Annotated in this window: 25 protein-coding genes and 1 riboswitch; of the genes, 21 read left to right on the top strand and 4 right to left on the bottom strand. The window is 46.9% G+C overall.

Annotated features, from left to right (window positions below; translation table 11 throughout):
• Positions 1-51 precede the first annotated feature (51 nt).
• The 3 genes from ACFPYJ_RS13895 to ACFPYJ_RS13885 all read left to right on the top strand — a co-directional run bounded on the left by ACFPYJ_RS13895 (position 52) and on the right by ACFPYJ_RS13885 (position 2,889).
• Positions 52-522: a L,D-transpeptidase gene (locus ACFPYJ_RS13895; protein ID WP_379188751.1), complete on the top strand. Its 471-nt coding sequence runs from the start codon at positions 52-54 to the stop codon at positions 520-522.
• 45 nt (positions 523-567) lie between these two features.
• Positions 568-1,677, top strand: a complete 1,110-nt coding sequence (locus tag ACFPYJ_RS13890; RefSeq protein WP_379188750.1) for a hypothetical protein — start codon at positions 568-570, stop codon at positions 1,675-1,677.
• A 67-nt stretch (positions 1,678-1,744) separates the two neighbouring features.
• Positions 1,745-1,856: riboswitch (purine riboswitch) on the top strand.
• A 94-nt stretch (positions 1,857-1,950) separates the two neighbouring features.
• The gene (locus ACFPYJ_RS13885; RefSeq protein ID WP_379188749.1) at positions 1,951-2,889 is read left to right on the top strand and encodes an EamA family transporter; all 939 of its coding nucleotides are present in this window, start codon (positions 1,951-1,953) and stop codon (positions 2,887-2,889) included.
• A gap of 57 nt (positions 2,890-2,946) precedes the next feature.
• Here ACFPYJ_RS13885 and ACFPYJ_RS13880 read toward each other — a convergent pair whose 3' ends face one another.
• Together ACFPYJ_RS13880 and ACFPYJ_RS13875 are read right to left on the bottom strand one after the other, a co-directional pair.
• Entirely contained in the window at positions 2,947-3,816 is an 870-nt protein-coding gene (locus tag ACFPYJ_RS13880; RefSeq protein WP_379188748.1) for an alpha/beta fold hydrolase, read from the bottom strand.
• A 139-nt stretch (positions 3,817-3,955) separates the two neighbouring features.
• Entirely contained in the window at positions 3,956-4,144 is a 189-nt protein-coding gene (locus ACFPYJ_RS13875; RefSeq protein ID WP_379188869.1) for a hypothetical protein, read from the bottom strand.
• 118 nt (positions 4,145-4,262) lie between these two features.
• On the opposite strand from ACFPYJ_RS13875, the gene ACFPYJ_RS13870 reads away from it, so the two are divergent.
• A complete protein-coding gene (locus ACFPYJ_RS13870; protein ID WP_379188747.1) occupies positions 4,263-4,745 on the top strand; it encodes a CBO0543 family protein in 483 nt (160 codons plus the stop codon).
• Here the strand turns inward: ACFPYJ_RS13870 and ACFPYJ_RS13865 are convergent.
• Positions 4,695-5,120, bottom strand: coding sequence for a CBO0543 family protein (locus tag ACFPYJ_RS13865; protein ID WP_379188746.1), 426 nt, complete (start codon positions 5,118-5,120; stop codon positions 4,695-4,697). The genes ACFPYJ_RS13870 and ACFPYJ_RS13865 overlap by 51 nt on opposite strands.
• Before the next feature lie 320 nt (positions 5,121-5,440).
• Here ACFPYJ_RS13865 and ACFPYJ_RS13860 point away from each other — a divergent pair, with 320 nt between their 5' ends.
• From ACFPYJ_RS13860 to ACFPYJ_RS13840, 5 genes are all read left to right on the top strand, one after another.
• On the top strand, positions 5,441-6,721 hold the full coding sequence (locus ACFPYJ_RS13860) for an ArsB/NhaD family transporter (protein ID WP_379188745.1): 1,281 nt from the start codon (positions 5,441-5,443) through the stop codon (positions 6,719-6,721).
• Between the two features lie 114 nt (positions 6,722-6,835).
• Positions 6,836-7,402 (top strand): 5' nucleotidase, NT5C type, encoded by a 567-nt coding sequence (locus ACFPYJ_RS13855; protein WP_379188744.1) that lies wholly within the window; start codon positions 6,836-6,838, stop codon positions 7,400-7,402.
• Between the two features lie 189 nt (positions 7,403-7,591).
• Entirely contained in the window at positions 7,592-8,179 is a 588-nt protein-coding gene (locus ACFPYJ_RS13850; RefSeq protein ID WP_379188743.1) for a ribonuclease H-like YkuK family protein, read from the top strand.
• A gap of 344 nt (positions 8,180-8,523) precedes the next feature.
• The gene (locus ACFPYJ_RS13845) at positions 8,524-9,195 is read left to right on the top strand and encodes an MBL fold metallo-hydrolase (protein ID WP_379188742.1); all 672 of its coding nucleotides are present in this window, start codon (positions 8,524-8,526) and stop codon (positions 9,193-9,195) included.
• Between the two features lie 246 nt (positions 9,196-9,441).
• Positions 9,442-11,541, top strand: coding sequence for a stalk domain-containing protein (locus tag ACFPYJ_RS13840; RefSeq protein WP_379188741.1), 2,100 nt, complete (start codon positions 9,442-9,444; stop codon positions 11,539-11,541).
• Positions 11,542-11,634: 93 nt separating this feature from the next.
• On the opposite strand, the gene ACFPYJ_RS13835 is transcribed toward ACFPYJ_RS13840, so the two are convergent.
• Complete coding sequence (locus ACFPYJ_RS13835) at positions 11,635-12,267, bottom strand: FMN-dependent NADH-azoreductase (RefSeq protein ID WP_379188740.1); 633 nt, start codon at positions 12,265-12,267, stop codon at positions 11,635-11,637.
• A gap of 277 nt (positions 12,268-12,544) precedes the next feature.
• Between ACFPYJ_RS13835 and ACFPYJ_RS13830 the strand changes: the two genes are divergently transcribed.
• From ACFPYJ_RS13830 to ACFPYJ_RS13775, 12 genes are all read left to right on the top strand, one after another.
• Positions 12,545-14,284, top strand: coding sequence for an ABC transporter substrate-binding protein (locus tag ACFPYJ_RS13830; RefSeq protein WP_379188868.1), 1,740 nt, complete (start codon positions 12,545-12,547; stop codon positions 14,282-14,284).
• A gap of 82 nt (positions 14,285-14,366) precedes the next feature.
• Positions 14,367-15,338, top strand: a complete 972-nt coding sequence (locus ACFPYJ_RS13825) for an ABC transporter permease (protein WP_379188739.1) — start codon at positions 14,367-14,369, stop codon at positions 15,336-15,338.
• Entirely contained in the window at positions 15,338-16,336 is a 999-nt protein-coding gene (locus ACFPYJ_RS13820; RefSeq protein WP_379188867.1) for an ABC transporter permease, read from the top strand. The genes ACFPYJ_RS13825 and ACFPYJ_RS13820 overlap by 1 nt, the downstream gene beginning before the upstream one ends.
• A complete protein-coding gene (locus ACFPYJ_RS13815; protein WP_379188738.1) occupies positions 16,303-17,364 on the top strand; it encodes an ABC transporter ATP-binding protein in 1,062 nt (353 codons plus the stop codon). The genes ACFPYJ_RS13820 and ACFPYJ_RS13815 overlap by 34 nt, the downstream gene beginning before the upstream one ends.
• Positions 17,361-18,335, top strand: coding sequence for an ABC transporter ATP-binding protein (locus tag ACFPYJ_RS13810; RefSeq protein WP_379188737.1), 975 nt, complete (start codon positions 17,361-17,363; stop codon positions 18,333-18,335). Before ACFPYJ_RS13815 ends, ACFPYJ_RS13810 begins: the two co-directional genes overlap by 4 nt.
• Positions 18,336-18,359: 24 nt before the next feature.
• Positions 18,360-19,379 (top strand): phosphotransferase enzyme family protein, encoded by a 1,020-nt coding sequence (locus ACFPYJ_RS13805; protein WP_379188736.1) that lies wholly within the window; start codon positions 18,360-18,362, stop codon positions 19,377-19,379.
• A gap of 101 nt (positions 19,380-19,480) precedes the next feature.
• Entirely contained in the window at positions 19,481-19,948 is a 468-nt protein-coding gene (locus tag ACFPYJ_RS13800) for an isochorismatase family protein (protein ID WP_379188735.1), read from the top strand.
• Positions 19,949-20,115: 167 nt separating this feature from the next.
• Positions 20,116-21,237, top strand: a complete 1,122-nt coding sequence (locus ACFPYJ_RS13795) for a GntR family transcriptional regulator (RefSeq protein WP_379188734.1) — start codon at positions 20,116-20,118, stop codon at positions 21,235-21,237.
• 127 nt (positions 21,238-21,364) lie between these two features.
• On the top strand, positions 21,365-22,639 hold the full coding sequence (locus ACFPYJ_RS13790; RefSeq protein WP_379188733.1) for a glycoside hydrolase family 125 protein: 1,275 nt from the start codon (positions 21,365-21,367) through the stop codon (positions 22,637-22,639).
• 18 nt (positions 22,640-22,657) lie between these two features.
• A complete protein-coding gene (locus tag ACFPYJ_RS13785; RefSeq protein WP_379188732.1) occupies positions 22,658-23,554 on the top strand; it encodes a carbohydrate ABC transporter permease in 897 nt (298 codons plus the stop codon).
• Between the two features lie 11 nt (positions 23,555-23,565).
• A complete protein-coding gene (locus ACFPYJ_RS13780; RefSeq protein ID WP_379188731.1) occupies positions 23,566-24,429 on the top strand; it encodes a carbohydrate ABC transporter permease in 864 nt (287 codons plus the stop codon).
• 144 nt (positions 24,430-24,573) lie between these two features.
• Positions 24,574-25,902, top strand: a complete 1,329-nt coding sequence (locus tag ACFPYJ_RS13775) for an ABC transporter substrate-binding protein (RefSeq protein ID WP_379188730.1) — start codon at positions 24,574-24,576, stop codon at positions 25,900-25,902.
• The last annotated feature ends 378 nt before the right edge of the window (positions 25,903-26,280 follow it).

Below are 26,280 nucleotides of genomic sequence, written 5' to 3'. Positions count from 1 at the left end.
ATTTGTATCACGACAACTTAGACAATAGTCAGTAAGGAGACTTCCGTACAAGTGAAGCAAGCAGCCATTTCAATGATCCTGGCACTTGTTGTCAGTCTCACGTTCAGTTTAACGGCGGCAAACGCCCAGCCCGTTGAAGACGACATGTGCTTGGTCATTAATAAGACTAGAAATATTCTGTCGGTATATATTAATAATGAGCCCATCTACAGTTTTCAAATCGCAACGGGAAAAGGCGAGCTGACTCCTGTCGGCGAGTTTAAAATCGCTAATAAAATCGTCAATCCATGGTACGTCAGAAAAAATATCCCCTCTGGTGATAAGCGCAATCCGCTTGGAACCAGATGGATGGGGCTTAGTGTACCCAATACAGGCGGCTACCGTTATGGCATTCATGGAACCAATGCGCCTTATTCGATCGGACGCAGTGTATCGTCCGGATGTATTCGAATGCGCAATAAGGATATTGAGTGGCTGTTCCGTCATATCGGTGTAGGAACGCGGGTAATTATCAAGAAGTAACCCGGTCAGGCTTCCAGAGAGAGGCTGCAGCAAAGGAGAATCAGGATGTTCAGAAAAGGAGTCGGAGTTATTGCCGCAGGATGCGTATGGCTTAGTGTAACAGGGGCGGCAGCCGCAGTCCCGGCTGAGGGGGAATTGACAGTTCGGGTCTCTCCTCAGGCAGGCTATGTCACGCATGTAAGCTTGAAGGATCAGAATTTCCTTTCTAAGCTGGAGGACCGCGCAATCCGGCTGCCGTCGAATGCGGCACCGATTTCGGATACGTATTTATCCGCTTGGAACGATCAAACTCACACGAAGACGATCTATACGGTGGATCAGGGAGGCAGCTTATATGATGAGGCTAAGCAGCAGCGGCTCGAGCTCTCTGCTTCCGATAGAAGCAAGCTCTTGAAACAGGTTGAACTTGCCCGCGCTGCTCATTATGGGAGGATGATTCCATGGGAGGAAGCGAAGCAAAAGATCGCGCTTAAGGATAATGTGAAGGTTGTCGATTTGGAGACGGGAATGGCTTTCAACGCCCAGCGCAGAGCCGGACAGCTGCATGCTGATGTCCAGCCTCTGACGAAGGAAGATACGGCGATCATGAAACGAATTTACAAGGGAAAATGGAGCTGGCACCGGAAAGCGGTACTCGTACAAGCAGGGAATCAAGTTTTTGCAGCTTCAATGCACGGTATGCCGCATGGCGGTGACGGAATTCCGGATAACGACTTCTCCGGTCATTTTTGCATTCATTTTCTTGGAAGCAAAACGCATGGTTCTGGACAAGCAGATCCGGGTCATCAATTAATGGTTTTGAAAGCCGCAGGTAAGTTGAATGCGATCTGGACTCAGCCCTCGCCATATCCGATCGTCAGGACATTTATCATTGCTCTGAATCTGAAGGAATTTGAAATCCTCAAACAAACCTATATGGATTCGGCCCATGAAGAGCTCCAATATTATATGAAGGAGCAGCCTTTGATTGCGGTTAATCATCGGAAAACGGAGGATCTTGAGGGGGACTTTTCGGAACTGCTGGCATACGAACTACCATTAAAGGTGAAGCTTATTCCAGCAGGCAGTGCGCCGCGCGATAAGATCATGCGATTCAAAATAATGCGATTGTCTCCGCTTGATCCATGGAAAATCAGCTCCATTGACGTCCAATAAAGGGCAAGCCCCAACAATACCCTGTTGACAATAGTTTACTTGTCGTGTAAGATTTCTACTGTTGTCAAACTTATAATCACATATGAATCGTATAACCTCACAGTGCACCAAGCAAGAACAGGGTGAGGGTTTCTACAGGAAGCCTTAACTTCCTAACTGCGAATATCGAATCATTTCCTAATGATTCTGTATTTGTGGTTAGGAAGTTTTTTGTTTGGCGGTAAATTACCGCAAGATAAGCCGCAAATCTTTTAGGAGGGACGTCTTTAGAACATGAAATATATACTGTCGGTTTTACTTGGCGCGATGAGCTACGGCATATTATCGACCATTGTCGTAAAGGCCTATGGAGAGGGTTACGGCTTAGGAGAAGTTGTTGGGAGCCAGCTGTTAGTCGGATTTCTGCTTTCATGGAGTCTGGCATTCTATATGAGGCGGCGGAGCAGCAAGAGAGAATCTGCTTCAAGCCGGACTAGTAAGCCGGTTGGAAGATTGACTTGGAAACAGCGTTTCATGCTGATGGCGGCGGGCATGCCAACAGCGGTGACCGGACTCCTGTATTACCATTCCCTGCGTTATATTCCGAATTCATTGGCTATCATCCTGCTGTTCCAATTTACTTGGATGGGCGTGCTCCTGCATGCAATCAGCCAGCGCAAACGTCCAAATGCGATTATGCTCCTTACGTTGGCTGTTCTGTTTGGGGGGACCCTCTTGGCGGCTGGAATAATGGAGCAGGGAGTCAGCAGATTCAATATCATCGGTATCGTTCTTGGACTTCTTGCAGCAGTAAGCTATACGATGTTTATTCTGTTTAGCGGCAAAGCGGTACCTTCCGTTCATCCCGCTATTCGAAGCAGCTGGATGATCACCGGCGGCTTGATCCTTGTTTTCATTCTGTTCCCGCCAACTTTTCTCCTAAATGGTCTGCTGCTCGGAAAGCTGCTCCTGTTTGGCTTATTGCTCGGATTATTCGGAGCTTTTATACCGCCGGTCCTCTTCGCGATTGGAGTTCCGCATATTGGAGAGGGGATGGCTGGTATTCTCGGTGCATCGGAGCTCCCTGTTGCCGTTTTGCTCTCTTCAAGCGTGCTTCATGAGCAGGTCAGCTTCCTGCAATGGGCGGGAGTGGGATTAGTGCTGATTGGTGTAGCTCTGCCGGAGCTGACGAAGAAAAGCGGGATAAGAATGAATCATCATGCATCGATGTAAGGGAAGCAGCTGTCCTCAAGAGGGCAGTTGCTTTTTTCGTGTATACCGGCTGCAGGGTCAGTCTCTTCCCGCCTCATATAACCTTCGTGCGATTTTGCCTGGATCAAGAAGAGTTGTACTGAAATGATCCCCGGAGTCTTGGAGGAACCGGTACATGCCAAGCCGATTGGACATATGCGGATGCCAGCCGTATTGACTGCTTCCAAAAGGAAGGACATTATCTTCTGTCAGATAAAGATAGCTTCTTGGAATTGTTAACGAATAAAATTTCTTCAGATCCAGTTTTTCGTGAAATGGCGTTGCTGGCTCAGGCTTCACATTCCTGTAGAACTGCTGGGCTTGCTGCAGGCTCGCCAAGTTTGTGAAATTTTCACGGAATAGAGGAAATGGAAGCATAATGCTGTTATCCTTGGAGCTTTGGATAAGCGACTCGAAAGCGGCCTGAACAGGAGGAGGGAATTCTTCGGCGAGCATCTCTCCATCATTAAGAATAAAAGCATCAAAGAAGACTAGGCGTTTGATCCGGTCCGGTACAGCTTGAGCGACAGTCTGGACTAATGTTCCTCCGAAGCTGTGCCCTACAAGCACGACTTGGTTCAAATTGTTTCCTTCGATGAAATCTACAATGGATTGGGTCATCATCGCATGATTCGCATTTTTAGTGGTGTCAGCGCCATGTCCTGCATATTCAGGCGCATAAACAGTGTGTCCTTTTTTACGTAAAAATGCTGCAACTCCGTTCCAGAAGCTAGAATCCGCCCAAGAGCCATGGATGAGCACAAAGGTAATGGGCTCTTGTTTCTCACGGAGTTCAGCAGTATTGCTGTAATATAGGCGGCTGATCGTCCAAGCATGATTCGGATAGGGAGGGCTTTGAAACCCCGGTTGGTAATAGGAGTCTCCAGGGTTCGGATAATAATAAAACAAAAGAATCTTCCCCTCTCGCATAGATCTACTTACTATATGCCTAGATCAGGAGGAGGTTAACGCATAAACATAAATCCCATCCTATTAAAAAACGAGGCTCATTCCCGATCGGAAACGGCCTCGTCCTGGTCAATCTGCTCTATTCTTGCTCTTCCTGCTCTTCCTGCTCGGAAGCTTGAGCGGAAGATTCATTATGTTCAAATGCCTCTGCCGCTTCCTCTGCTGAGAACTCGGTATCTTCTACACCGGGAACAGGCAATTTATTGGATTCGGTGGATTGTACATCCGCTTTGGACAACTTATTGGTTTGTTTGACCAAGGATAACACCTCCTTTGTTTGATAACAACAAGCTTTAATCTTCCGCCGAATGCTTTTTTTATACATCTTCAGCTGCCGAATACTTATGGGTGATAGGGAAAAACTAAGCTCACAAGGGGTGAGCGGGATGCTGAATTATGATTACATCGTAGAATTTGCAGTATGGGTGATTGGAGCGGTATTGCTGTTGACTCTGGTTCCAAAAGCAAAAATTCGTGAAGCCTGGATCAGCTTCTTATTCATGCTGCTGCTATCCACCGTTTTTGGTTTACTGGTGGTGGAGTTTGAACTCATTCAATACCCCAGCCGGCTCTTTGCCAGGGCAATAAATTCCAGCTTTACGTTTGAATTTTTTGCTTTTCCAGTCATCAGCGTCATCTATAATCTGCATTATCCAGACAGGTTCAAGCTGTGGATGCGCCTTGGATACATGCTGTTCTTCCCTGCGGTATTGTCGGTAACAGAGCTCTGGCTCGAGCGTCATACGAATGTAATCAAGTATATTCACTGGTCCTGGTACTGGTCGTTTGTCACGCTCTTGCTAACGCTGCAAGCCAGTTTACTCCTCTACCGATGGTTTTGCCGTTATCCCTGTTTTCGGGTCATGTAAGCTGGTTCCTTTTTCCTGGGAGATTCCTTTCCACCCGATAAGGCTGATATATTCAATCAATGAATACAAGCCGATCCAGAATGCGATGTATAGAAATTGACGCGACTTCTTGCTTGGATAATTTCCCAGATAAATGAGTATCGTAGCAGGAAAACAAATAAAATCCAAAACGAATGAGATCATTGTATGATTAGGGAATAGCCGGTCATCAAAAGAAATTTCAAACTCCCACATACTGAACCTATAGGTGAGGAAGTTGTAGATCAGATCCATAATAATCATGAACAGGATTGTTGAGTAATAAAGCCTCCAGTTTCGCCAATCCCCCCACCTGCAAGCCGCGAAAACACATAGAATGCCCAGTGTAGTATGCATGATAACCACCTATTGATTAAATTCATTCACTGCTATTTTTTCCAAGAAATGATATTTAATCCGATATTTAAAATCATTGTGGTTCCGTGAATTGTCGGCTATAATAAAAGGAATCAAATAAGCATGACTTGGAGGAGCCTGTCATTCACGGGCTCCTTCTGTCGTTTTTCGAAGAGCCCATGAATTATGAGGCTCTTTTTTTGTTGTGCTTCGAAGAGGGGTTGGTTATGTGAGAAACAGCTGTATGCGATAAATCCGGGAGCAGTTCATGGGAATATCGGCTAGTCCAGCAGTAAAGAATACGGGTTGGGGGTTATGATATGGAGCAGCAAGCAGCAGTGGCAATTGGTATTTTTCTTATTATTTACGGACTTATCATTTCAGAGAAAATCCATCGTACGATTGTCGCCATGTTAGGCGGCTTGCTGATGGTCTTATTCGGAATTGTTGATCAGGAAACAGCTATTCATCATATCGATTTTAATACACTTGGCTTGCTGATCGGTATGATGATTATTGTGAGTATTACAGCTGAGACGGGGTTATTTAAATATATTGCGATATGGGCAGCCAAGAAGGCGAAGGGCAGACCGGTTCCAATTATGATTGCTCTTGCGCTTATTACGGCAGCAGGCTCGGCTTTCTTGGATAATGTAACGACCGTGCTCCTCATGGTTCCCGTGACCTTTAGCATTACAAGGCAGCTGCGTGTGCCGCCATTTCCTTATCTCATCACACAAATTATTGCGTCCAATGTCGGCGGTACAGCAACGCTGATCGGGGATCCGCCTAATATTATGATTGGCAGCGCGGTTAAAGAACTGACGTTCTTGGCCTTCATTACTAATCTTGCGCCTATCGTGGTTCTTATCATGATCGTTTATGTCCCGCTGTTTGTTTTGATCTTCCGCAAGAAGCTGAAGACGACACCGGATCGTATCCAGAGCATCATGAATATCGATGAGAAAGAGCTTATCAATGATCATCCATTACTGATCAAATGCATCGTCATCTTAGGGCTTACGATTATCGGGTTCTTTCTCCATCAGACGCTGCACCTGGAGTCAGCAATTATTGCGTTATCCGGTGCATTTCTGCTGCTGCTCCTTACCGGCGAACATCGGATGGAAGGCGCATTTACCAAAGTTGAATGGACCACCATATTTTTCTTCGTCGGTCTGTTCGTGCTTGTATCAGGTTTAATAGAAACCGGAGTGATTGCCAAATTAGCCGAGCAGGCAATTGCCCTGACTGATGGCAATTTGCTGGCTGCTTCCATGCTCATTCTATGGATCAGTGCGATCGCATCCGCTTTCTTGGATAACATTCCGTTTGTAGCGACGATGATTCCAATGATTCAAGAAATGGGCGGCAGGGGGATAACCGACCTTGAACCCTTATGGTGGAGCTTGGCTCTGGGTGCATGCCTGGGAGGAAATGGAACCTTGATCGGTGCGAGCGCGAACTTAATTGTTGCAGGTCTATCAGGCAAAGAAGGATATCCGATTCGATTCCTGGATTATATGAAATACGGATTTCCGCTCATGCTGCTGTCTATCGCAATGGCAAGTGTCTATCTGATCCTCAGATATTTAATCTAAAGCATTCGGAATCCCGCTTAGTCAACCTGACCCGGGCTGTCTGTTTTTATTTTGCGATGCATGGCTTAGAGGGTATAATGGTTTGGATGAATAGGCATGGAAAGAGGGAACAGGATGAAGCTTGGATTTGATGTAGATGATACACTGATTGATTTGAGACAGCATGCGTTTCATCTTTATAATGAGAAGCTGAATAAAAAAATCGGCTTGGATGTATTTGAGGCGCTTTCGACGATGGAAATTCACGAGCCTTTTGGGCTAAGCCCGGAAGAAGGGAAGGCCATGTGGTCCAAGTGGCGGAAAGAAATATATTTTACTTCTTGTCCGCCGTTCCCCGGAGCAGTAGAAGCTCTGCAAGAATTAGCGAGGCAAGGGCACGAGGTCTATTATATAACGGCCAGACCGAAGGAGCATTGCGAACAAACCAGGCAGTGGCTGCATGAAAACGGCTTCCCTGTCCAAAATCATCATTTCTTCTGCGGGATGAGCGACTCGGAGAAAGTACATATAATCCGTGATCTGGGGTTGGATTATTATTTTGACGATAAACCGAATGTGCTCCAGACCTTATCCGAACTGCCGCTGAAGATTTATGTCAAGGACCGCTCCTACAATAAACATCTGGATGTTCCAAGGCTTACTTCTTGGTCGGAACTTAAAGAAATTGTGAATCAACCTTAGGTTATACCGGCAAATATAAGAAAAGCTGCTCATTTCGCTATGCGCGGGTGGGCAGCTTTTTTGGATTCAGATGATGAATCAGCCGGCAAAGGTTCGAATCCCGTTTCAATTGCCATATACATAAGAAAAGAGCTTTGAGAAAATGCTATTCTGAAAGGAAGGTAACCCGCACAAGTAGAGGTGATCCTAATGAGAAGAAACCCGATTATTCCATGGATTCACAGTATGGAATTTACGAACACAACAGAGCGCCATATGGACCTCTGTGCCGTTTATTCACGCATTGATGCTTTCATGAGGCAGGAACCTCATGCGAATTACACACTCGTCATCGGTACAGACGGTCAAGTACACCGGGGGTTTACGAAGCTGATCACCGGCATCATCATACGCCGCGAGAGTAAAGGAGCTTGGGCCTGTTACCGGCAGGTTATCATTCCGCGTGAGATCATGTCTGTACGTGAGAAGCTGTCCACAGAAACCAGTCTAAGCGAGGAGATTGCCTGCTTTTTTGACAAGCGGAAGAGAAATCAGCTTGAGGACATCATCATGCCCTTTGTCTATCAGGGCGCGTCATTTGACGTATCGATTCACATTGATGCCGGCCAGGATAAAATCAAAAGCAAAACCGCATTCTTCGTGACGGAAATGGTTAATCGCGTTGAATCCTTGGGCTGGGTGCCCGTTATCAAGCCGGATTCATATGGAGCCTCTTCCTATGCCGACCGTTACTCGAAGAGCAGCAGTATTCCGGCAGTTAGCTTAGCCAAAATATAAAGCGGGACGCAGCATCTAAGCTGGTTCCCGCTTTTTTTCTATAAGGGCAGATCCCGGCGTGAGAAGAGGGCAGGCGGGAAGGGAATATCAATAAGGATATCTCAACGGAATCCATCCTGATTTATATTCAGCTGCTGTCAGAAGGAAGCGGCAAAATGGAGATATTCAAGGATAAAGAGACCAATCATCGGATTATTAAAGAACTGGCTAAGTAATTCTTTTATGGTCTGTTAAGTCATGGGGACGATCGAAGTTAACCCTGTCCCAGCAGGTTATTTGAATTCAGGATATGTAGCCTATACAATAGTAAGAGAGATAACATCATTATTGGAGGTGCAGGATTGATGGCTGAGCAAGCAGGAATCAAAGATATCGTATGGGAAGTTAACGCAGGCGAGCATTCATTTGTCTTTCATGGGGCTTTATTATGGGATGAGAAGGATGTCATTCTGGTGGATACGAATATCCCGGGGCAGTTAGAGGTCATTCGTGAAGGCCTGCTCAGGGATTCTTTTTCCTTGGACATGCTGACGAAAGTCATCATCACGCATCAGGATTTGGACCATATAGGCAGCTTGCATGAACTCGTACATGCAGCGGAAGGACGCATAGAGGTATTTGCACATGAACTGACTAAGCCATACATACTTGGTGAGGTGCCGATTATTAAGCGGGGGATTAAGGTCCCTGCAACGAAGGTCGATGTTACGCTGCAGGACGGGGATGTCCTGCCATATTGCGGAGGCATTCAAGTGATCTTCACTCCGGGACATACACCGGATCATATCAGTCTGTATCATCAGCCCACCAAAACCTTGATAACCGGAGATGCGCTTACTTCCGAGAACGGTGTTCTTATGCCCCCGAATCCGAGGTTCACACCAGATATGCAAACCGCGCTCAAGTCTGTTGAGAAGCTGATTGATATGGATATTGAGACTGTCATTACCTTCCATGGCGGTGTTGTCCGGGATCGGATTAAGGAACGTTTGACCGAAATCGCAAGCGGTAAGTGAATGTAAATTGGCTGAAAGCTATGCGGATGGATGAAAGGTGCTACTTCTTGTAGTACCTTTTTTTGTCGTTTTCGCCATGATATGGAACAAGATATGCGTGGAAGCTGACGATCCTAGTCCGGAGCAAAACGGCTGTGCTGCATGTTTATAAGATGGATTTGTTCAGGTAAAATTATCTATTTATTCTGACAAAATGTTATTTTATTCTATTATCGCAACTTTCATCCAAGGGGGAGCGTTAAAGAAATGAACATATATACAGTCGAACGTAGAAGGAGCATGTTGATGATGGTAAAGGGGTTAAGAAAGTCGTCTTTAAAATGGATCTTACTTTGCTCGATGATAATTACTGCAGCCAATATTCACGCAGGCAGCGCTTCGGCTGAGGATGTCCAGCCAGCCGGCCAACAACAGCCTGCAGGGCAGGCGCCGGCAAGCCCTCAGCCGGCAGCGGTACAGCCAACTGATCAACTGCTGCAGAACCAACTGGTCGTCAAGAAAAACAGCACTAGTATGATTTATAACGGTCAGGAAATTAAAGCTGTTCAGCCGCTTACGATTAAGAACGGAACGTATTATGTCGCATTGAACGGTATTGCCAGCCCATACGGCTACAAGCTCTCATACAATGTGAAAACAAGGGAAACCATTGCTAAATCTAATTACAAGGAAATTCGCTTCAAAACCAACGATGTGATTGCCTTGGTAAATGGAAAAGCATATAAAGGGCCATATCCTACATTTGTTCTGAAGAACGCCCTTATGATCCCTCTGCGCAGCTGGGCGGAGCTAACGGAGAGTAAGATCAGCAATGTCGGTAAAGATACCGTTATTTCTTGGAATAATCAATTTCAAGTGCCTTTTATCGTGACGCCGTCAGTCATTTATGCAGGGGAGACTACAGTAACCTATCAAGATGTGCAATCAAGCGATAATCCGGTTCATTATGTGGATGAACGTTGGGAAGGCCGTGAAGATATTTTCATGGAACCGGGCGTACATACGATTACTCGTTCGGTTATGGACGAACAGGGGAACTGGAGTGCTCCTTACAGTGTAACGATTACGGTATTGCAGGCTAACCAACCGCCGGTTGCAGATTTCGTCACAGATAAGGACAGCTACCGGATTGGCGAAGAGGTGCAGATTACGGAGCAGAGCACCGATGATGAGAATGCAATTGTCCGCACGACATGGACGGGTAAAGAGAAGGTATTCTTCGATCCGGGGGTGAAGAACATCACGCTTGAGGTTGAAGACAGTCACGGACTGACCGCCAGCATCACCAAAACGATTACGATTACGGATGAAGTGCTGTACACCAGAGATGATTATAATCTGCTGTTCACAGATGTCGGGAACAAATACGATATGATTGGATCGGATGTACTGACCTATGACACTATTGCATACACAGCAACACATGAGCCCGCACAGCTGGTGCGCAGCAATAGTCCGGAAACTTGGACAGAGACGGGTATCGCCTATGATACGCAGTTAAGCGGTAATACGAGGTTTCTCTTCCATAATATTAATTCCATTGGTTATCCAGTGAATATGTATCTGGTTGCAACCAACCTTGATGCACAGACCACGCATATTGGCATGGGTGCATTCGGAATGGGCGGACCGGATCAGTATATTGAAAACACAGGGAAGCTCTCAACGGCACGTTACTTGGAGAGCTGGAACAGTCATAACCCGGTTAAAGATCTGGCTCTGCTTCCAGGCGAGTCCAAAATCATTATGCCTGAAATGTCGCGAGTTCCGATCAAGCCAAACTTGGTATTCTCGGCTTATCTGGATGTGACGTCAAATTCGATGGTCCGCTATCGTGTTGTGGTTGTCCCGCAGGAAATCAAAGATCCGCTTGCCATACTGGAAACCATTCCAAACATGGCTAGAGACAAAAAACATGTTCGAGGAACTTTCTATGATGCAGATCGCTCCATCGAGATCAATGATTTAATTGGCGAACAGCCGCAGCGTCTTGTTTTTGGGGACAATAAGATTGACCTTTATCTTGCCGGACAAGATGATTTAACGGGTCTGTTGGAATATAACCTCGGTAATTTTGGCGTTTTGTATAGAGTTAAACTCTCGAACGTGGCGGCCAATACGATGATTGGCGTCAATGCGCGGGGAGGCATGTATACAGGCGCGTTTCTTGTAAATGGGAGCTTGGTGAAAGCAACGAATGTCAGTGTACTCAAAACACCAAATGAGATGGGAGTCCTATACAGGACAGGGTCTTCTGCGGAATCGGTCGAATTGATATTCATGCTCGCTTCCGGAAGTAACCTTCCGATCAATCTGACGTTTATTCCACTGCCGGCAGCCAGGTAATAGCTAAGAGTAATTCCCACATGAAATAACAAAGAGACGACCTTGGATGAGAAGGGCGTCTCTCTTTGTGATGAAATATTATGGATGGTTCGATTAGAAGCTTGCTGCAAGCTCGCGTGCTTGTTCAATCGCTTTTGCTTTGATTGCCGGAGCTTGAGCGGAAGCGCCTACGCCCTCAACGTAAATAACATCAATGGAAGGAATACCGATGAATTGGGAAACTGCGCTCAGGTAGCGGTGGCTGAATTCGAAGCCGGAATATGGGCCTTCGGAAAGCACGCTTCCGGAAGCTTGAATGTGCAGCAGCTTTTTGTTGCTGGCCAAGCCCACTAAGCCAGTCTCTGTGTATTTGAATGTTTTGCCGGCGACGCAAATCGCATCAATGTAAGCTTTAAGAACGGGCGGGAATAAGAAGTTCCATACCGGATTTACAACAACAATTTTATCAGCAGCAACGAATTGGTCTACGATCTCGCCCAAACGTGTAACCTTTGCCTGCGAACTTGCGCTCAACTGATCAAACGAAGAACCGCTTTGAAGTTGACCCCAGCCGCTGAATACATCAGCATCAATTTGAGGAATGTCCATTTTGTATAGGTCAAGATGGATCACTTCATCGTTCGGATTTGCCTCACGGTAGGCTTGTACAAATTCTAGGCCTACAGACAAACTGTAGGAAGCACTATGATCAAGTGGGTGTGCATTTACAAATAATACGGTTGACATACATGGATCTCTCCTCAATATTATGATTTATTTGTCTACGTCAATATAATATAGTAAGTAAGTAACAAAAGTCAACCCTCGATAGTTAAGAAAGTATTCAATATAATGGGGTAATCAATAAGGGATAAAGAAGCTAAAATTTCTATAAATTTGTTAAAAAATGTGTAGAGAATTTTCTGAAAATTTGATATATTCCTGAAAAGTAGTTTTTACCATTTTTGACAACTTAATAAAGGAGGATGATGAAGTGAGAAAAGGTACGAAATGGCTTTCATTAATGACCATTATCGCTCTAGTCGGAATTATGCTTGCGGGGTGTTCGGATTCCAACAACAAATCAACGAATGCCAATACCAAACCAGCTGACCCAGCACCCTCAAACACCACGAATACGCCAACGAACGAAACAAACGCCCCGGCGAATACCCCTGACAGCTCAAACCAGCCTGTTGAAGGCGGTACACTAACCATCAGCACATTCTCGGATATTGTCTCAATTAATCCTATTTATATTAACGATACCGCATCGGGGGATATCGAACCACTCATCTTCGCTAAGCTTTACGATTTGGACCGCAATGCCAATTTGACGGTTGAACCCTGGTCTCTGGCTGCAGAGCTCCCCAAAATAAGCGAGGATGGTAAAACCTATACCGTCAAATTGAAGGATTATGCCAAGTGGAGCGATGGACAACCTGTCACGGCTGATGATTTGGTCTATACATATGATACAGTTCGTAATCCTGAAGCGGCCTCTCCAGGTATCAGCATGTACGACAAGATCAACGCGGTAACCAAAGTTGACGACTTTACGGTCGATATCAAGCTGAAGCAGATCTATGCACCGTTCCAATATTCGCTGAACATCTCGCTGCTTCCTTCTCATATTCTCAAGGCTGTGCCCCTTAAGGATCTCAAGACCAACGCATACGGTGTCGATCCTGCCAAAACAATTACCAACGGACCTTGGAAATGGTCGGAATGGAAGCAGGGGCAGTACATTACCCTGGATGCCAACCCGAATTATTGGGGTGAAAAGAAGCCGCATATTGCGAAAATCATCTACAAAACGTATGCGGATCAAAACACCGAGGTTCAAGCGCTGATTAAAGGCGATGTCCAGATGACTGAAGCAATTCCGGTCACACAGATCGATGCGGTTAAGAAGCATGAGAATCTGGACATCATTCTGGCACCGGGCCCGCAGTATGAATATGTCCAATTCAATTTCAAGGATGAGAATTTCCCGGATAAATATTCGCCGTTCAAAGGGCAGAAGACGCGTCAAGCAATCGCTTATGCCCTTAACCGTCAGGGAATGGTTGACAACGTGCTGAAGGGCTCCGGACAGTTAATGAACTCGCCGTTCCTGCCGGGTTCCTGGGCGGATCCGGGCGAAGAAGCCGTCAATTATACCTATGATGCAGAGAAAGCTAAGAGTTTGCTTGCCGAAGATGGCTGGAAAGCCGGTAAAGACGGGATTTTAGAGAAAGACGGGCATCGGTTCTCCTTCGAGCTGCAATTCAACGCTGGCAACAGCCGGCGCGAGCAGGTGGCAGCTGTCATTCAGCAGAACCTGAAGGACGTTGGAATTGAAGTGAAGCCTAAAGGCATCGACTTTGCCACTTGGATTGATCAGAACATAACACCTGGCAAATTCCCGGCCATTCTTCTCTCATGGTCTCTCTCCAACCCTGATCCGGATGCGGAAAGTATTTTCTCATCCAAATATTATCCGCCAGCAGGGCAAAACGGCGGCTGGTATAAAAACGAAAAGCTTGACGATCTGTGGGTGAAAGGTCAACTGACCGTCGATCAGGCAGAACGCGCGAAGGTTTATCATGAAATCGGAAAAGAAATATCCATTGACCTGCCATACGTATTCCTCTATCAGTATGGACTGCCTCAAGCGGTAGACAAAACTACCGTCCACTGGTCCGAAGAGGATCGCCCGGAATCATCTTTAGCTTACGGATATCTGTTCCATATCATCAATTGGTGGTCTGACAAGAAATAAGGAATGGTACACGTACACGATGATGCAAACGAGGGAAGGACCGCGAGGCCCTTCCCTTGTATCCGGAATAGGGGGACGCATGATGACTGAGTATCTGATACGCCGATTACTTCAATCCATACTGGTGCTGATCTTAATTGCGATTTTAACGTTTACGATGATTCATGCAGCCCCGGGAGGACCAACCCAAATGTTTCTCGGGCCGGGTTTATCGCCGGAAGCAGCTAAGATTCAGGCTCACCATCTGGGACTTGACCGGCCGATTCCTGTGCAATTTATCATTTGGCTTGGAGATTTATTGAAAGGGGATCTGGGGTATACCTTCAAAAACCACATTCCCGTAGGAGATATCTTATGGCCGACTGTTGGAAATACGATGGTGTTGATGGGAGCCGCATGGCTTCTTTCTCTGTTAATTGCGGTTCCATGGGGAATTTACAACAGCACGGTTGAATACGGCTTATCCGACCAGACCTCATCTTTCATTTCTTATCTTGGATTTGCAATGCCCACCTTCTGGTTCGGGATTATTTTGCAGGAGTATTTTGCATTAAAGCTGGATATTTTACCTTTGTCCGACATGTATACGATGGGCAAAGAAGGAAATATATTCGATCTCTTTCTCCATCTGATTCTGCCTGTATCTGTTCTTACACTTGGTTTTCTCGCTTCCTACTCCAAATATGCACGTTCGAGCATGCTCGAGGTGCTCAATCAAGATTATATCCGAACGGCCCGGGCTAAAGGGCTGAAGGAAAGCAGAGTCATCTTCCGTCATGCCTTGCGTAACGCTCTTATTCCGATCATTACTATTCTGGGCCTGGATTTGCCGATCCTCGTTGGGGGAGCCGTATTGACTGAAAGCGTCTTTAACTGGCCGGGAATGGGCCGCTTATTCGTCGAGATGGCTGTTGCAAGGGAATATTCCGTATTGATGTCGATTACGTTAATCGTTTCTCTCCTGGTTGTTATCGGCAATCTTGTCGCTGATATTCTGTATGCGATCGTAGATCCGAGAGTGCAGCTCGGCCGGGAAGGGGGAGCCGCGGCATGATGAGTGAAGCGAATCTCGGTCATTCCCTCCCGGATGGGAATCTGAATAAATCGTTGAAGCTTCCGGTGGAATCTCAAAAGCCCCAGTCGGAGCAAAGGCCGCAAGGGCCGTGGAAGACAGCGTGGAAGAAGTTTGTGCATAATCCATTTGCCGTTTCAGGTCTCGTCGTGTTGTTCATCTTCATCATTGCTGCGTTTCTTGCCAAATGGATCACTCCCTATGACCCGACCCGAATTAATATGATGTTCCCCAATCTGCCTGCAGGTACGGATAATCACCTGCTTGGAACGGACGAGCTTGGGCGGGATATCTTCTCCAGGCTGATCTACAGCAGCCGGATATCACTTACGGTTGGTTTTGCTGTTGCCTTTGTATCCGTTGTCATCGGTACATTGATCGGGGCTGTTGCAGGTTATTTCGGAGGGTGGGCAGATACGGTTGCGATGCGGCTTGTGGATGTCATGAATTCCATTCCTTCGCTGTTTCTTAATATTCTGATCCTGGCGATCTTCGGCTCGAAAATGTCCTATATGATTCTGGTTCTTGCTTTTACCAGCTGGATGGGGGTCGCACGGCTCGTTCGCGGTGAGTATCTGCAGCTTCGGGAGATGCAGTATGTAGAAGCAGCCAAAGCAATAGGTGTATCTGATTGGGGAATCATCTTCCGACATCTGCTTCGTAATGCGTCCGCTCCAATTATCGTAACAGCGACTTTAATGGTGGGCGGAGCGATTCTGAGTGAATCCGCTTTGTCTTATTTGGGCTTGGGTGTCCAAACCCCGGATACAAGCTGGGGTTTGATGCTGAGCAATGCTCAGGAATTCATGCTTATTGATCCCCTGCAGGCTTTATATCCAGGCTTATGTATCCTAATCGTTGTTCTCGCTGTTAATTTTATCGGAGACGGCATACGGGACGGCTTAGATCCGAGAAAAACAACGATCCCTAGAAGGAGGCTGGACCAATGGCGGAAAAAATTCTCCAAATCCGGAATTTGACCACCGGCTTTCTAACGGATCAGGGTGTGGCCAAAGCAACTGATCGTGTATCCATGGACTTGGAAAAAGGCCAGACTCTTTGCGTTGTTGGTGAATCCGGCAGCGGGAAGAGTGTAACGGCACTCTCGGTTATGAGGCTGATCGACTTTGCTGGCGGCGTCATTATTGACGGACAAATGCTCTTTAACGGTGAAGATTTGGTCCGCAAAAGCCAGAACGACATGCTGCGCATCCGCGGCAACATGATTACGATGATTTTCCAAGATCCGATTTCTGCGCTCAATCCGGTATTCACGGTAGGGGAACAAATCGCTGAGACCCTTCGCATACACAAACGGATGGGCAAGAAAGAGGCTTGGCTGCAAAGTGTGGACATGCTGTACCGGGTCGGGATACCTGATCCGGAAATGAGGGCCAAGCAGTATCCGTACGAAATGTCAGGCGGCATGTGTCAGCGTGTTGTCATTGCTATGGCACTCGCATGTAACCCTGAGCTGCTCATTGCCGATGAGCCGACGACGGCGCTCGATGTGACTGTGCAAGCTCAGATTCTGGATCTGCTTAAGCAGTTAAAACAGGAGTTCGGGATGTCCATGCTGCTGATCACTCACGACATGGGCGTTGCAGCTGAAGTGGCGGATCGAATCGCAGTTATGTATGCAGGAGCGGTCGTGGAGGAAGGTACGGTGCAGGAAATTTTCGAGCAGCCGCGCCATCCTTACACAATCGGGCTTCTCCAGTCTATACCCGGTTTGCATAGTAAACGGGGAGGAGAATTATATACGATTAAAGGTGCCATTCCGCCTATCAGCAGGATACCTTCAGGCTGCCGGTTCCATCCGCGCTGCCCTCATGTCATGGATATTTGCCGCAAGGAGGAACCTCCGCTTAAGTCGTCATTGTCCGGGCATATTGCTGCTTGCTGGCTGGATGAGACCGGTGGAATGGATAAGGGCCGTAATGAACCGAATCTCCAAGACGTCCATGAGCGGTTAACTGCAGACAGGGTGGAGGCGAATCGTTCATGAGCAGCGAATATCTCGTGGAAGCCAGTCATTTGAAGAAGTATTTCCCCATTAAGACCGGCTTATTAAACCGTGTGGTTGGTCATGTAAAGGCAGTGGATGATGTTTCTTTCGGTATCCGTGCCGGTGAGACTTTCGGCCTGGTAGGGGAGTCAGGCTGCGGGAAATCCACGCTGGCACGCGTAATGCTGAATTTAAAGAAAGCCTCGGAAGGAGAGGTGCGGTTCGGAGGGCGGAGCATTCAACGGGCAAGGAGCCGGGAGCTGCGCGAGCTCCGCGAGGAGATGCAGATTATTTTCCAAGATCCATTCGGGTCTCTGAATCCGCGGTTCCTGGTCCGGGATCTTATTGGTGAGCCCCTTCGTGTACACCGGAAGATGACGTCTAAGGAGATTGACGATCGGGTCGTTGAGCTGATGGAACTGGTGGGGCTGGATGTTTCCCGCCGGAATCGCTATCCGCATGAGTTCTCGGGCGGTCAGCGGCAGCGGATCGGGATCGCCAGAGCGATCGCCCTCAATCCGAGCTTCATTGTGGCTGATGAAGCGGTATCGGCATTAGACGTTTCGGTACAATCACAAGTCTTGAATTTGATGATGAAGCTGCAGAAGGAGCTCGGGCTGACTTATTTGTTTATCGCTCACGGCCTTCATGTCGTACGCCATATATCGGACCGGATAGGGGTTATGTACCTGGGGAAAATGGTGGAGATCGCACGTTCGGAGGCGTTGTTCGACCATCCGCTGCATCCGTACACGGCGGTGCTGCTCTCTGCGATCCCGCAGCCTTCTCTGCAGAAGAAGACCGGAAGAATTATATTGCAAGGTGATGTTCCTTCGCCGGCCAATCCGCCATCCGGATGCCGGTTTCATCCGCGGTGTCCGTCTGCCAAGGATCGCTGCCGAATGGAGGAGCCTTTGCTGCGGGAGCTGGCTTCCGAACGGCAGGTTGCCTGTCATTTTCCATTAGAATGACCAGTTTATCGGCAGAGGAGGTGAATGAAGCTGGAGAAAGAGGTCGAGGCGGTTTTTGGCGAACCTGTCCTGGAAGAAGGGGCAAGGAGGTTTGGACTTGTCATCGGCAGCTGCAAAAAACTCGGTGACTTTGAGAATTACGTCTTTGAAATGGAACGGGGCGGCGAACCTTGTATCCTGCGTTTGACGCACAGCAGTCATCGTTCAGAAGCAGAGGTTGCTGCGGAACTGGACTGGATCAACTTTTTGGCGTCAGAGGGACTTACTATTCCGAAGAGTTTCTTATCCGTGCATAACAAGATGACGGAGCGCATCGAAACCGGTGATTCTTATTTCACCGTATGTCTGTTTCAGAAGGCTGAAGGTCATCTCCCTGATTTTCAGAATCCGATCGACTGGAACATGGATCTCATATTGAGATGGGGAGCAATAACGGGGCAAATGCATGAAGCAACAAGGAGATATACTGTGCCAGATCATACTGCAGCCAGAGCGGATTGGGATGATGATGAGCTTCTGCAAGCGGCGGAACAGTTTGTAATTCCCGGTGATGAATTTGTGTTAGAGCGGCTGGGAGAAATTCTAGAGCATTTGCGTGCACTGCCGCGGGACCCTGATAGTTATGGCCTTATTCATACGGATATTCATCCTCGCAATTTCTTTGTAAATGACGACCGGATAACGGTGTTTGATTTTGACGATTGTTCGTATAACTGGTTCGTGCATGATCTTGCGATTCCGCTCTATTATTCCATCTCTTGGGGAGTCCCGCAGTCTTATACCGGAGATCGGCAGGCTTACGCAAGCGACTTCGTGAAGGCCTTTTGGTCCGGTTACCGGGATGCCTATTCCCTCCCGAATGAATGGTTGAAGGAAATCCCGCAATTCCTCAAGCTGCGGGATATTACCTTGTATCTTGTGATTCATAAGAAGGAAGATCCGGCGCATATGGAGCCCCGTCTTCAGAAGTGGTTAGCCGATATTAAAGACCGCATTAAACGGGATGCTGCTATTGTGGATCTGGATTACACCTTATTAACATGAATGAAAAATTGCGGTAGAAGGGAGTTTGGCAGCGGATATGGCTGATACGGCATTGCTGGTTATTGATGTGCAGTCAGGTATGTTTACTAGAAGATGATCCTGTGTATGAAGGGGATGTCCTGCTTGGGAGGTTGCGGGATTTAATTGCAAAAGCACGTAGAAGCGGGATTCCTGTTATTTATATCCAGCATAATGAAGGAGAAGGGGCGCCGCTCGCGACGAATACGGCAGAATGGCGCATACATCCTGAAGTTGCACCTGAGCCAAATGATCGTATTATTCAGAAATACAAGCCTGATTCGTTCGATGAAACGAATCTTCAGCAGGTGCTCAGCGCTAATGGGATTCAGAAGCTTGTTATGACGGGTATTCAGACAGATGTATGTGTAGCTGCCACCTGTCGCCGAGCTTCTGAGCTCGGATACGAGGTGCTGGTTGTCCAAGATGCCCACAGCACATGGAATCAAGGCGAGCTTAAAGCTGCTGAAATCATTAAACAATATAATGATTTATTCGCCTCCTATGCATCCACTACGGAGTCGGCAGGACTTGAATTTGTAGTACGGTAATGCTGATTATTAGAATCGTTCCTCTTAATGTGAGCAGGGTGCCTTAAGGTTACCCTGCTCTTTTGTTCGGTCCATTTTCTCCGAACTTGCTAGAGAGGAATGGTTGCGGGTTATTCATATAAATGATATAGTTGACATATCATTTCATGTCCGGAGGGAAGAACCGCATGCAAGCGCCTCTTTATGAACAAATTTATGGATTTGTATATAATCAGATTACAACAGGACAATTGAAGGCGGGAGAGCGTGTCCCATCTGAGAAGGAATTGGCCGATCAGTTCAATGTCAGCCGCATCACGACTAAGAAAGCGCTGGAGAGCCTTGCACAGGAGGGACTGATTACGCGGATGAGAGGAAAGGGCTCCTTTGTCAGCGAAGCCAATATCGCTCATCCGCTGAAACATTCCGCCGAAAATACGGACAAACCTGACTTGCAAGAGCATGCCCGGGCTGCGAGAATAATTGGCGTCTTACTGCCGGATATATCGGAATCATACGGTTTTCGTTTGTTTCGCACCATTGAAGAGAAAACCTCCGAAATAGGCTGTCACTTGCTGGTAAAGTTCACCTACGACAAACAGGAAGAAGAAGAGAAAGCGATACAATCCTTGATAAAATCGGGTGTGGATGGCCTGATCGTTTTTCCGGTTCATGGCGAGCATTACAGCAAAGAGCTCCTTCGTTTAGTCATTGATGGGTTTCCGCTTGTTCTGGTAGACCGCTATATGAGAGGCATTCCGGCTTGCTCGGTTCATACCAATAACGAGAAAGCATGCGAGGAACTCACCGATTATTTAATAAATAAAGGACATCAGGAAATCGCCTTGTTATCGACGCCTGCTGAGAACACTACCACCCTTGAGGATCGGTTGAAGGGCTTTTCCAATGCGTTCATTAAACGCGGGCTTGGTTTAAACCCCGATCATTTTGTAACCAATCTGTTCAGCACACTGCCCAAATCCTTCGAGAGCCAAAATATTCAGGTCGATCAACAATTGCTGCGGAACTATATTCATTCCCACCCGGCAACAACGGGTTTCGTGGCATGTGAATATAATCTGGCGAGAGTTCTGAAACGGGAGATCGAACTGATGGGAAAACGGGTTCCGGAGGATTATGAAATTGTCTGCTTCGATTTTCTGAGCGATAATTTCGATGCACCGCAATTCGTGCATGTGCGTCAGAATGAAGAGGCCATGGGAGCCAGGGCGGTAGAAATCTTGGGCAAGCTTTGGAATGGAGCAACACCGCCGCGGCAAAATATTATTGATTTCGATTTAATGATATAAAAGTAATGTTGACATACTAAGAAATGATATCATATACTATTCACGAGAGTTATTCTTGGAATGGTATATGATATTTTTTGTGCGTGCATTGGGAAATCGGCCGCCAACATCTAGAAGGAGGACAACCATGAACTTTGCAATAACGAACTTCATTAATGAAACCGCTGACAAATTATCAAAAATTCGCCCTGAGCTGGTGGAATCCTTTAAGCAGTGTTTTCCGAATACATTGGACACGACAGTGGAGGTGCTTGAGGACGGAACAACCTTTATTATTACCGGCGATATTCCAGCGATGTGGCTTCGTGATTCTTCAGCCCAAATCAGGCCATACGTAAAACTGGCTGCTAAGGATGCCGAGCTGGCTGCGATGTTCAAGGGCGCTATCAATCGTCAAGCGATGTACCTGACTATTGACCCTTACGCAAACGCTTTCAACAAGGAAGCGAACGGACATGGACATCAAACCGACCGAACTAAGATGGGGCCTTGGATATGGGAGAGGAAATACGAGCTTGACTCGCTGTGTTATCCGGTTCAATTATGCAAAGACTACTATGATGCGACAGGTGATACTGCCGTATTTACAAAGACTGTCCATGAGATGCTGCACAAGATTGTGGATACCATGCTGGTTGAACAAAATCATGAGTCGCAATCTCCTTATAGTTTCGAGCGTGAAGACATTCTGCTCCCTTCGGATACGCTGCCTTTTCAAGGGAAGGGAACGAAAGTCAACTATACAGGAATGATCTGGTCTGCCTTCCGTCCAAGCGACGATGCATGCAAATACGGCTATCTGATTCCGGCTAATATGTTTGCAGCTGTGGTACTGGGTCATATTGCGGAGTTTGCTGAGAAGATCTACAACGACGAGCTGCTATTCCAGAAAGCGCTTCAATTAAAGAAAGATGTTGAATTCGGAATCGAAACTTATGGCATTGTAGATCATCCGAGACATGGACGGATTTATGCTTATGAAACGGATGGTTTTGGAAACTACAATTTAATGGATGATGCAAACGTACCTAGCTTGCTGTCCATTCCGTACCTGGGTTACCGGCCTTTGGATGATGAGATGTACAAAAGAACGCGCGCTTTCGTGTTAAGCAGCGATAATCCGCATTACCACGAAGGTCGATTTGCTCGGGGAGTAGGCAGCCCGCACACGCCGCTGGGTTATGTTTGGCATATTGGTCTTATCGTTCAAGGTCTAACCTCTACGGATGCGGCTGAGAAGGATGCAATCGTGGATATGCTGGCTCAAACAACAGCGGGCACAGGCTATATGCACGAAAGCTTTGATCCCGATCAGCCTGAAATCTTTACTCGCGTCTGGTTCGCATGGGCAAACAGCTTATTTGGCCAGTTTCTCGCAGAATGGGTTGAAGAGAAAGTGTAAATATGGGGGTGAAGGAAAATGAAGAAATCATTTTGGAAAAAAGATGGCACGATGGGTTATCTGTTCATTCTCCCTGGAATTATAGGATTCTTATTCTTTGTAGCCTATCCGCTGCTCTCATCCGTTTACTTCTCCATGACCAAATGGAGCGGCTTTGATACTCCGAAGTACATCGGGCTGGCTAATTTCAAATATATGTTCACGACGGATCCAACCTTCTGGCCCGGGCTTAAAGCGACGATTCTGTATTCGTTGATCAGCGTCCCCTTGGGCTTGGTGCTGGGATTGCTGCTGGCCATGCTGTTAAATAAGAATTTGGCCGGCATCAAGATCTTCCGGACTTTGTTCTACTTGCCTGTGGTGCTGCCGATTGTTGCAACCTCCACGCTATGGCTGTTCGTCTATGAACCGCAGTTTGGCCTTGCGAATAATGTGCTCAAGCTGTTTGGTTTGAACCCGGTTGAGTGGTTAACCGATTCACGTACGGCTTTAATGTCTCTGATCGTTATTGCGCTTTGGGGTGTTGGCTCCAATATGATCATCTTTCTCGGAGGCCTCCAGTCCGTTCCAAATGATGTCTACGAAGCAGCCGAAATCGACGGGGCCGGTAAATTCCGCAGCTTCTTCAATGTTACGATTCCCTTGATCACGCCGACGCTGTTTCTGCAGCTGATAACGGGTATGATCGGCGCTTTCCAAACATTCGTACAGCCTTCTATCTTAACCAAGGATGGCGGACCCGACTTTTCTACCATGCTGCTTAACTTCAGCATCTATAAAAATGCCTTTCAAGGTCAGGATTTTGGTTATGCGATTGCGCAAGTGTGGGTATTGTTCGTACTTATTATCCTGTTTACGATTATCGCATTTAAATCCTCCAGCAGCTTTGTTTACTATGAAAATGATTCCAAGTAAGGAGGGACAGTATGGCTGGAAATAACGTGACTGTTAACATGCGAAATAAAATCAAGGTCGGACCTATCATCCGGTTTATCTTCCTGCTGGTGCTTTCTGTTTCTATGATTTATCCCGTGCTTTGGATGATTACAATTGCGCTGGAAAGCAGCGGCGGCATGTTCAAGGTTCCGCCGGAATGGTTTCCGCATGAATTTCATTGGTCCAACTTTATCGAAGGGGCTAAAAAGGTTGAATTTGCTCATGTCTTCCTGAACAGCTTAGCCATCTCAGTCATTGTCACGACCGGACAGGTCGTGAGCTCCTTATTTATTGGATATGGGATCTCGCGTATTCCTTTCCCTGGCCGTAAGCTATGGTTTTACTTATTTATCGGCAGCATGATGCTGCCTTCAATCGTCAGCTTGATTCCCGTCTTTTATGTGTTCGCCAAGGTGGGGCTGTTTAACACCTGGTGGCCGATACTGATTCCAGCCTTTTTCGGAAATCCCTTCTTTGTTTTCTTATGCCGGCAATTTTACAGCTCGATTCCTTATTCCTACGATGAGGCGGCAAAAATTGACGGAGCTAATCATCTGCAAATTATGATGAGAGTTATCGTTCCTATGAGCATCCCACTGGTTGTAACGATGATCATTCTTAGCTTCCAAGGCTCCTGGAATGAATATTTGACGCCGCTTGTTTACCTTCAGGACCAAAAGTTATGGCCTTTATCCGTAGCGGTCGCGTCGTTTAGCGGAGCATACGGCACAACCTGGAATCACTTCATGGCTGTCAATCTGCTCTACATGCTGCCGCTTCTCATTCTGTTCTTCGTGGCACAGAAGTACTTTATGCAAGGGCTTGGCTCGCTCAATAACTCAGGGCTGAAATAAAGATCCAGTTCAGTCGGGGGCAAGGAAGTTTATTCTGCTAAGGGGGTGAGGGGAGGTTTACCAAGGCTAGGAAGAGTGAAAAATAGAGAAAACCATTAACACTTTCAAGCAACTCATTAGTGCTATCCTAGGAGGTCGTAATCAATGAAACAAACAACAAATAAATGGTCCGCTTTATTACTATCCGTCGTATGTACTGCCGGTGTGCTTGCCGGCTGCGGAAGCAACAATACAGATAGTTCGAATGCAGGAACCAATGAAGGTAACAATGGAAACGCAGCCGGTCAAGAAGTAAAACTGACCATGATGACTTGGGAAGGCAAAGAAATGACGGCGGCCATTCAGGAGGCTGTCAAGAAGTTCGAAACCGATAACCCAGGCATTAAAGTTGAGGTTCTCCCTACTCCGCTGGCCGATTATAATACTAAAATCAACTCGCTGATCTCGATCAATCAAGCGCCGGATGTATTCATGAGCGGTAATGATACGGAGCTGATTTCCGGTAAGAACGGGCAGCTTTACGATTGGACGTCTCAAATGGAATCAGACAAAACATTCTTTGACAATTTCTACCCTGGCATCATTCCTAACTGGCTTGTGGACGGCAAGCTGTATGGCATTCCAGGCCTAATGAACAGCTACGGTGTTTTTTATAACAAAAAAATGTTCAAGGATGCTGGATTGGCTGAGCCAAAAACAGGATGGACTTATGCGGAAATGATGGAGGATGCTCAGAAGCTGTCTAAGAAAGGTGAGAGATTCGGCCTTTACCTGCAGCAAATGAATGATCCGTTCGGCTTGTCCAACTATGCGGCTTCTGCTGGAGATACACCATTCGCAGATTCGATTACCGACGCTAAGAAAATAACGATCAGCCCGAAAATGGAAGAAGCGGTCAACCTGTACCGGACTGGCGTTGCAAGCGGCAGCATTGCGCCATTCAGCCAGAATACAGACAACTATGCCAACCTGTTCAAAGAAGGTAAAGTTCCGCTGCTGCAAGCAGGACAGTGGTATGCGGATGACTTTATCCGGAACGCCAAGGACTTGGAATGGGGCTATGCGCCAAGCCCGATCGTTGACAAACCGGTAGCGACTTACGATGCCATCGGTTTTGCCAGCCCGTCCAAAATTAAGAATCCGGAAGCCGTATACAAGCTTATTAAATTCGTAGCGACTGAAATGTATGAACAAGTGCTTCCTGAGTTCCCGGTTGCTCCGCCTACCTATCAGCCTTCCGCAAAACCTTATTATGATAAGCTTAAAGAAGCCGGACACCCGGAAATGGCTGATGCAATCGACTACATGCTGAAAGCTGAAATCAAAACGCCGGTTCGCTTTATGGAACAATGGTCAAGCAAAGCGCAAAAATTCATTGACAGCTCCTTCAAGAACGTCATTGACGGCAAAAAACCGGTTGAGGATCTAAAGAAAATGGCCGATAATATTAACGCTGTCATCTTAGCGCCTTAATGAGAAGCAAGCTTAATAATTGTACGTAATAAGAGGGATCATCCGGTAGAAGCGCGTTATTCATGCGCTTAGTCTGGAGTGATCCCTCTTTGATTGTTTTCTATCCAAGCATAGGGAGGATGCCTCTACCCGGAGCCCGCTTTTTCAAGAAACAGATGATTGGAATCCCACCACCGTTTTCCTCTCGATCACTGTTGCCGCTCTAAGGCCAATCGGGCCCTGTCTTGCGTTTCGTGCGGTTATATTTTTTCTTGATTGAATCAATTTCATAATCCGAAAGCCTTACGAGGCTTGAGTTTTTAGGGCATGAAAAAAGGAGTACCTCCCCAAATCTCGAAGTGTTTAGTACTCCTACTACACACCAAAGAGAAGGGAAGA

It is taken from the genome of Paenibacillus solisilvae (assembly GCF_042656405.1).
Classification (GTDB): domain Bacteria; phylum Bacillota; class Bacilli; order Paenibacillales; family Paenibacillaceae; genus Paenibacillus_Z; species Paenibacillus_Z solisilvae.
This window is presented reverse-complemented; position numbering and strand designations above follow the sequence as displayed.

Excerpts from the sequence above, each read along its gene's own strand:
- ACFPYJ_RS13890 (WP_379188750.1), top strand. The coding sequence starts at position 568 with ATGTTCAGAAAAGGAGTCGGAGTTATTGCCGCAGGATGCGTATGGCTT.
- ACFPYJ_RS13885 (WP_379188749.1), top strand. The coding sequence starts at position 1,951 with ATGAAATATATACTGTCGGTTTTACTTGGCGCGATGAGCTACGGCATA.
- ACFPYJ_RS13870 (WP_379188747.1), top strand. The coding sequence starts at position 4,263 with ATGCTGAATTATGATTACATCGTAGAATTTGCAGTATGGGTGATTGGA.
- ACFPYJ_RS13865 (WP_379188746.1), bottom strand. The coding sequence starts at position 5,120 with ATGCATACTACACTGGGCATTCTATGTGTTTTCGCGGCTTGCAGGTGG.
- ACFPYJ_RS13860 (WP_379188745.1), top strand. The coding sequence starts at position 5,441 with ATGGAGCAGCAAGCAGCAGTGGCAATTGGTATTTTTCTTATTATTTAC.
- ACFPYJ_RS13855 (WP_379188744.1), top strand. The coding sequence starts at position 6,836 with ATGAAGCTTGGATTTGATGTAGATGATACACTGATTGATTTGAGACAG.
- ACFPYJ_RS13850 (WP_379188743.1), top strand. The coding sequence starts at position 7,592 with ATGAGAAGAAACCCGATTATTCCATGGATTCACAGTATGGAATTTACG.
- ACFPYJ_RS13845 (WP_379188742.1), top strand. The coding sequence starts at position 8,524 with ATGGCTGAGCAAGCAGGAATCAAAGATATCGTATGGGAAGTTAACGCA.
- ACFPYJ_RS13840 (WP_379188741.1), top strand. The coding sequence starts at position 9,442 with ATGAACATATATACAGTCGAACGTAGAAGGAGCATGTTGATGATGGTA.
- ACFPYJ_RS13835 (WP_379188740.1), bottom strand. The coding sequence starts at position 12,267 with ATGTCAACCGTATTATTTGTAAATGCACACCCACTTGATCATAGTGCT.
- ACFPYJ_RS13830 (WP_379188868.1), top strand. The coding sequence starts at position 12,545 with ATGACCATTATCGCTCTAGTCGGAATTATGCTTGCGGGGTGTTCGGAT.
- ACFPYJ_RS13825 (WP_379188739.1), top strand. The coding sequence starts at position 14,367 with ATGACTGAGTATCTGATACGCCGATTACTTCAATCCATACTGGTGCTG.
- ACFPYJ_RS13820 (WP_379188867.1), top strand. The coding sequence starts at position 15,338 with ATGAGTGAAGCGAATCTCGGTCATTCCCTCCCGGATGGGAATCTGAAT.
- ACFPYJ_RS13815 (WP_379188738.1), top strand. The coding sequence starts at position 16,303 with ATGGCGGAAAAAATTCTCCAAATCCGGAATTTGACCACCGGCTTTCTA.
- ACFPYJ_RS13810 (WP_379188737.1), top strand. The coding sequence starts at position 17,361 with ATGAGCAGCGAATATCTCGTGGAAGCCAGTCATTTGAAGAAGTATTTC.
- ACFPYJ_RS13805 (WP_379188736.1), top strand. The coding sequence starts at position 18,360 with ATGAAGCTGGAGAAAGAGGTCGAGGCGGTTTTTGGCGAACCTGTCCTG.
- ACFPYJ_RS13795 (WP_379188734.1), top strand. The coding sequence starts at position 20,116 with ATGCAAGCGCCTCTTTATGAACAAATTTATGGATTTGTATATAATCAG.
- ACFPYJ_RS13790 (WP_379188733.1), top strand. The coding sequence starts at position 21,365 with ATGAACTTTGCAATAACGAACTTCATTAATGAAACCGCTGACAAATTA.
- ACFPYJ_RS13785 (WP_379188732.1), top strand. The coding sequence starts at position 22,658 with ATGAAGAAATCATTTTGGAAAAAAGATGGCACGATGGGTTATCTGTTC.
- ACFPYJ_RS13780 (WP_379188731.1), top strand. The coding sequence starts at position 23,566 with ATGGCTGGAAATAACGTGACTGTTAACATGCGAAATAAAATCAAGGTC.
- ACFPYJ_RS13775 (WP_379188730.1), top strand. The coding sequence starts at position 24,574 with ATGAAACAAACAACAAATAAATGGTCCGCTTTATTACTATCCGTCGTA.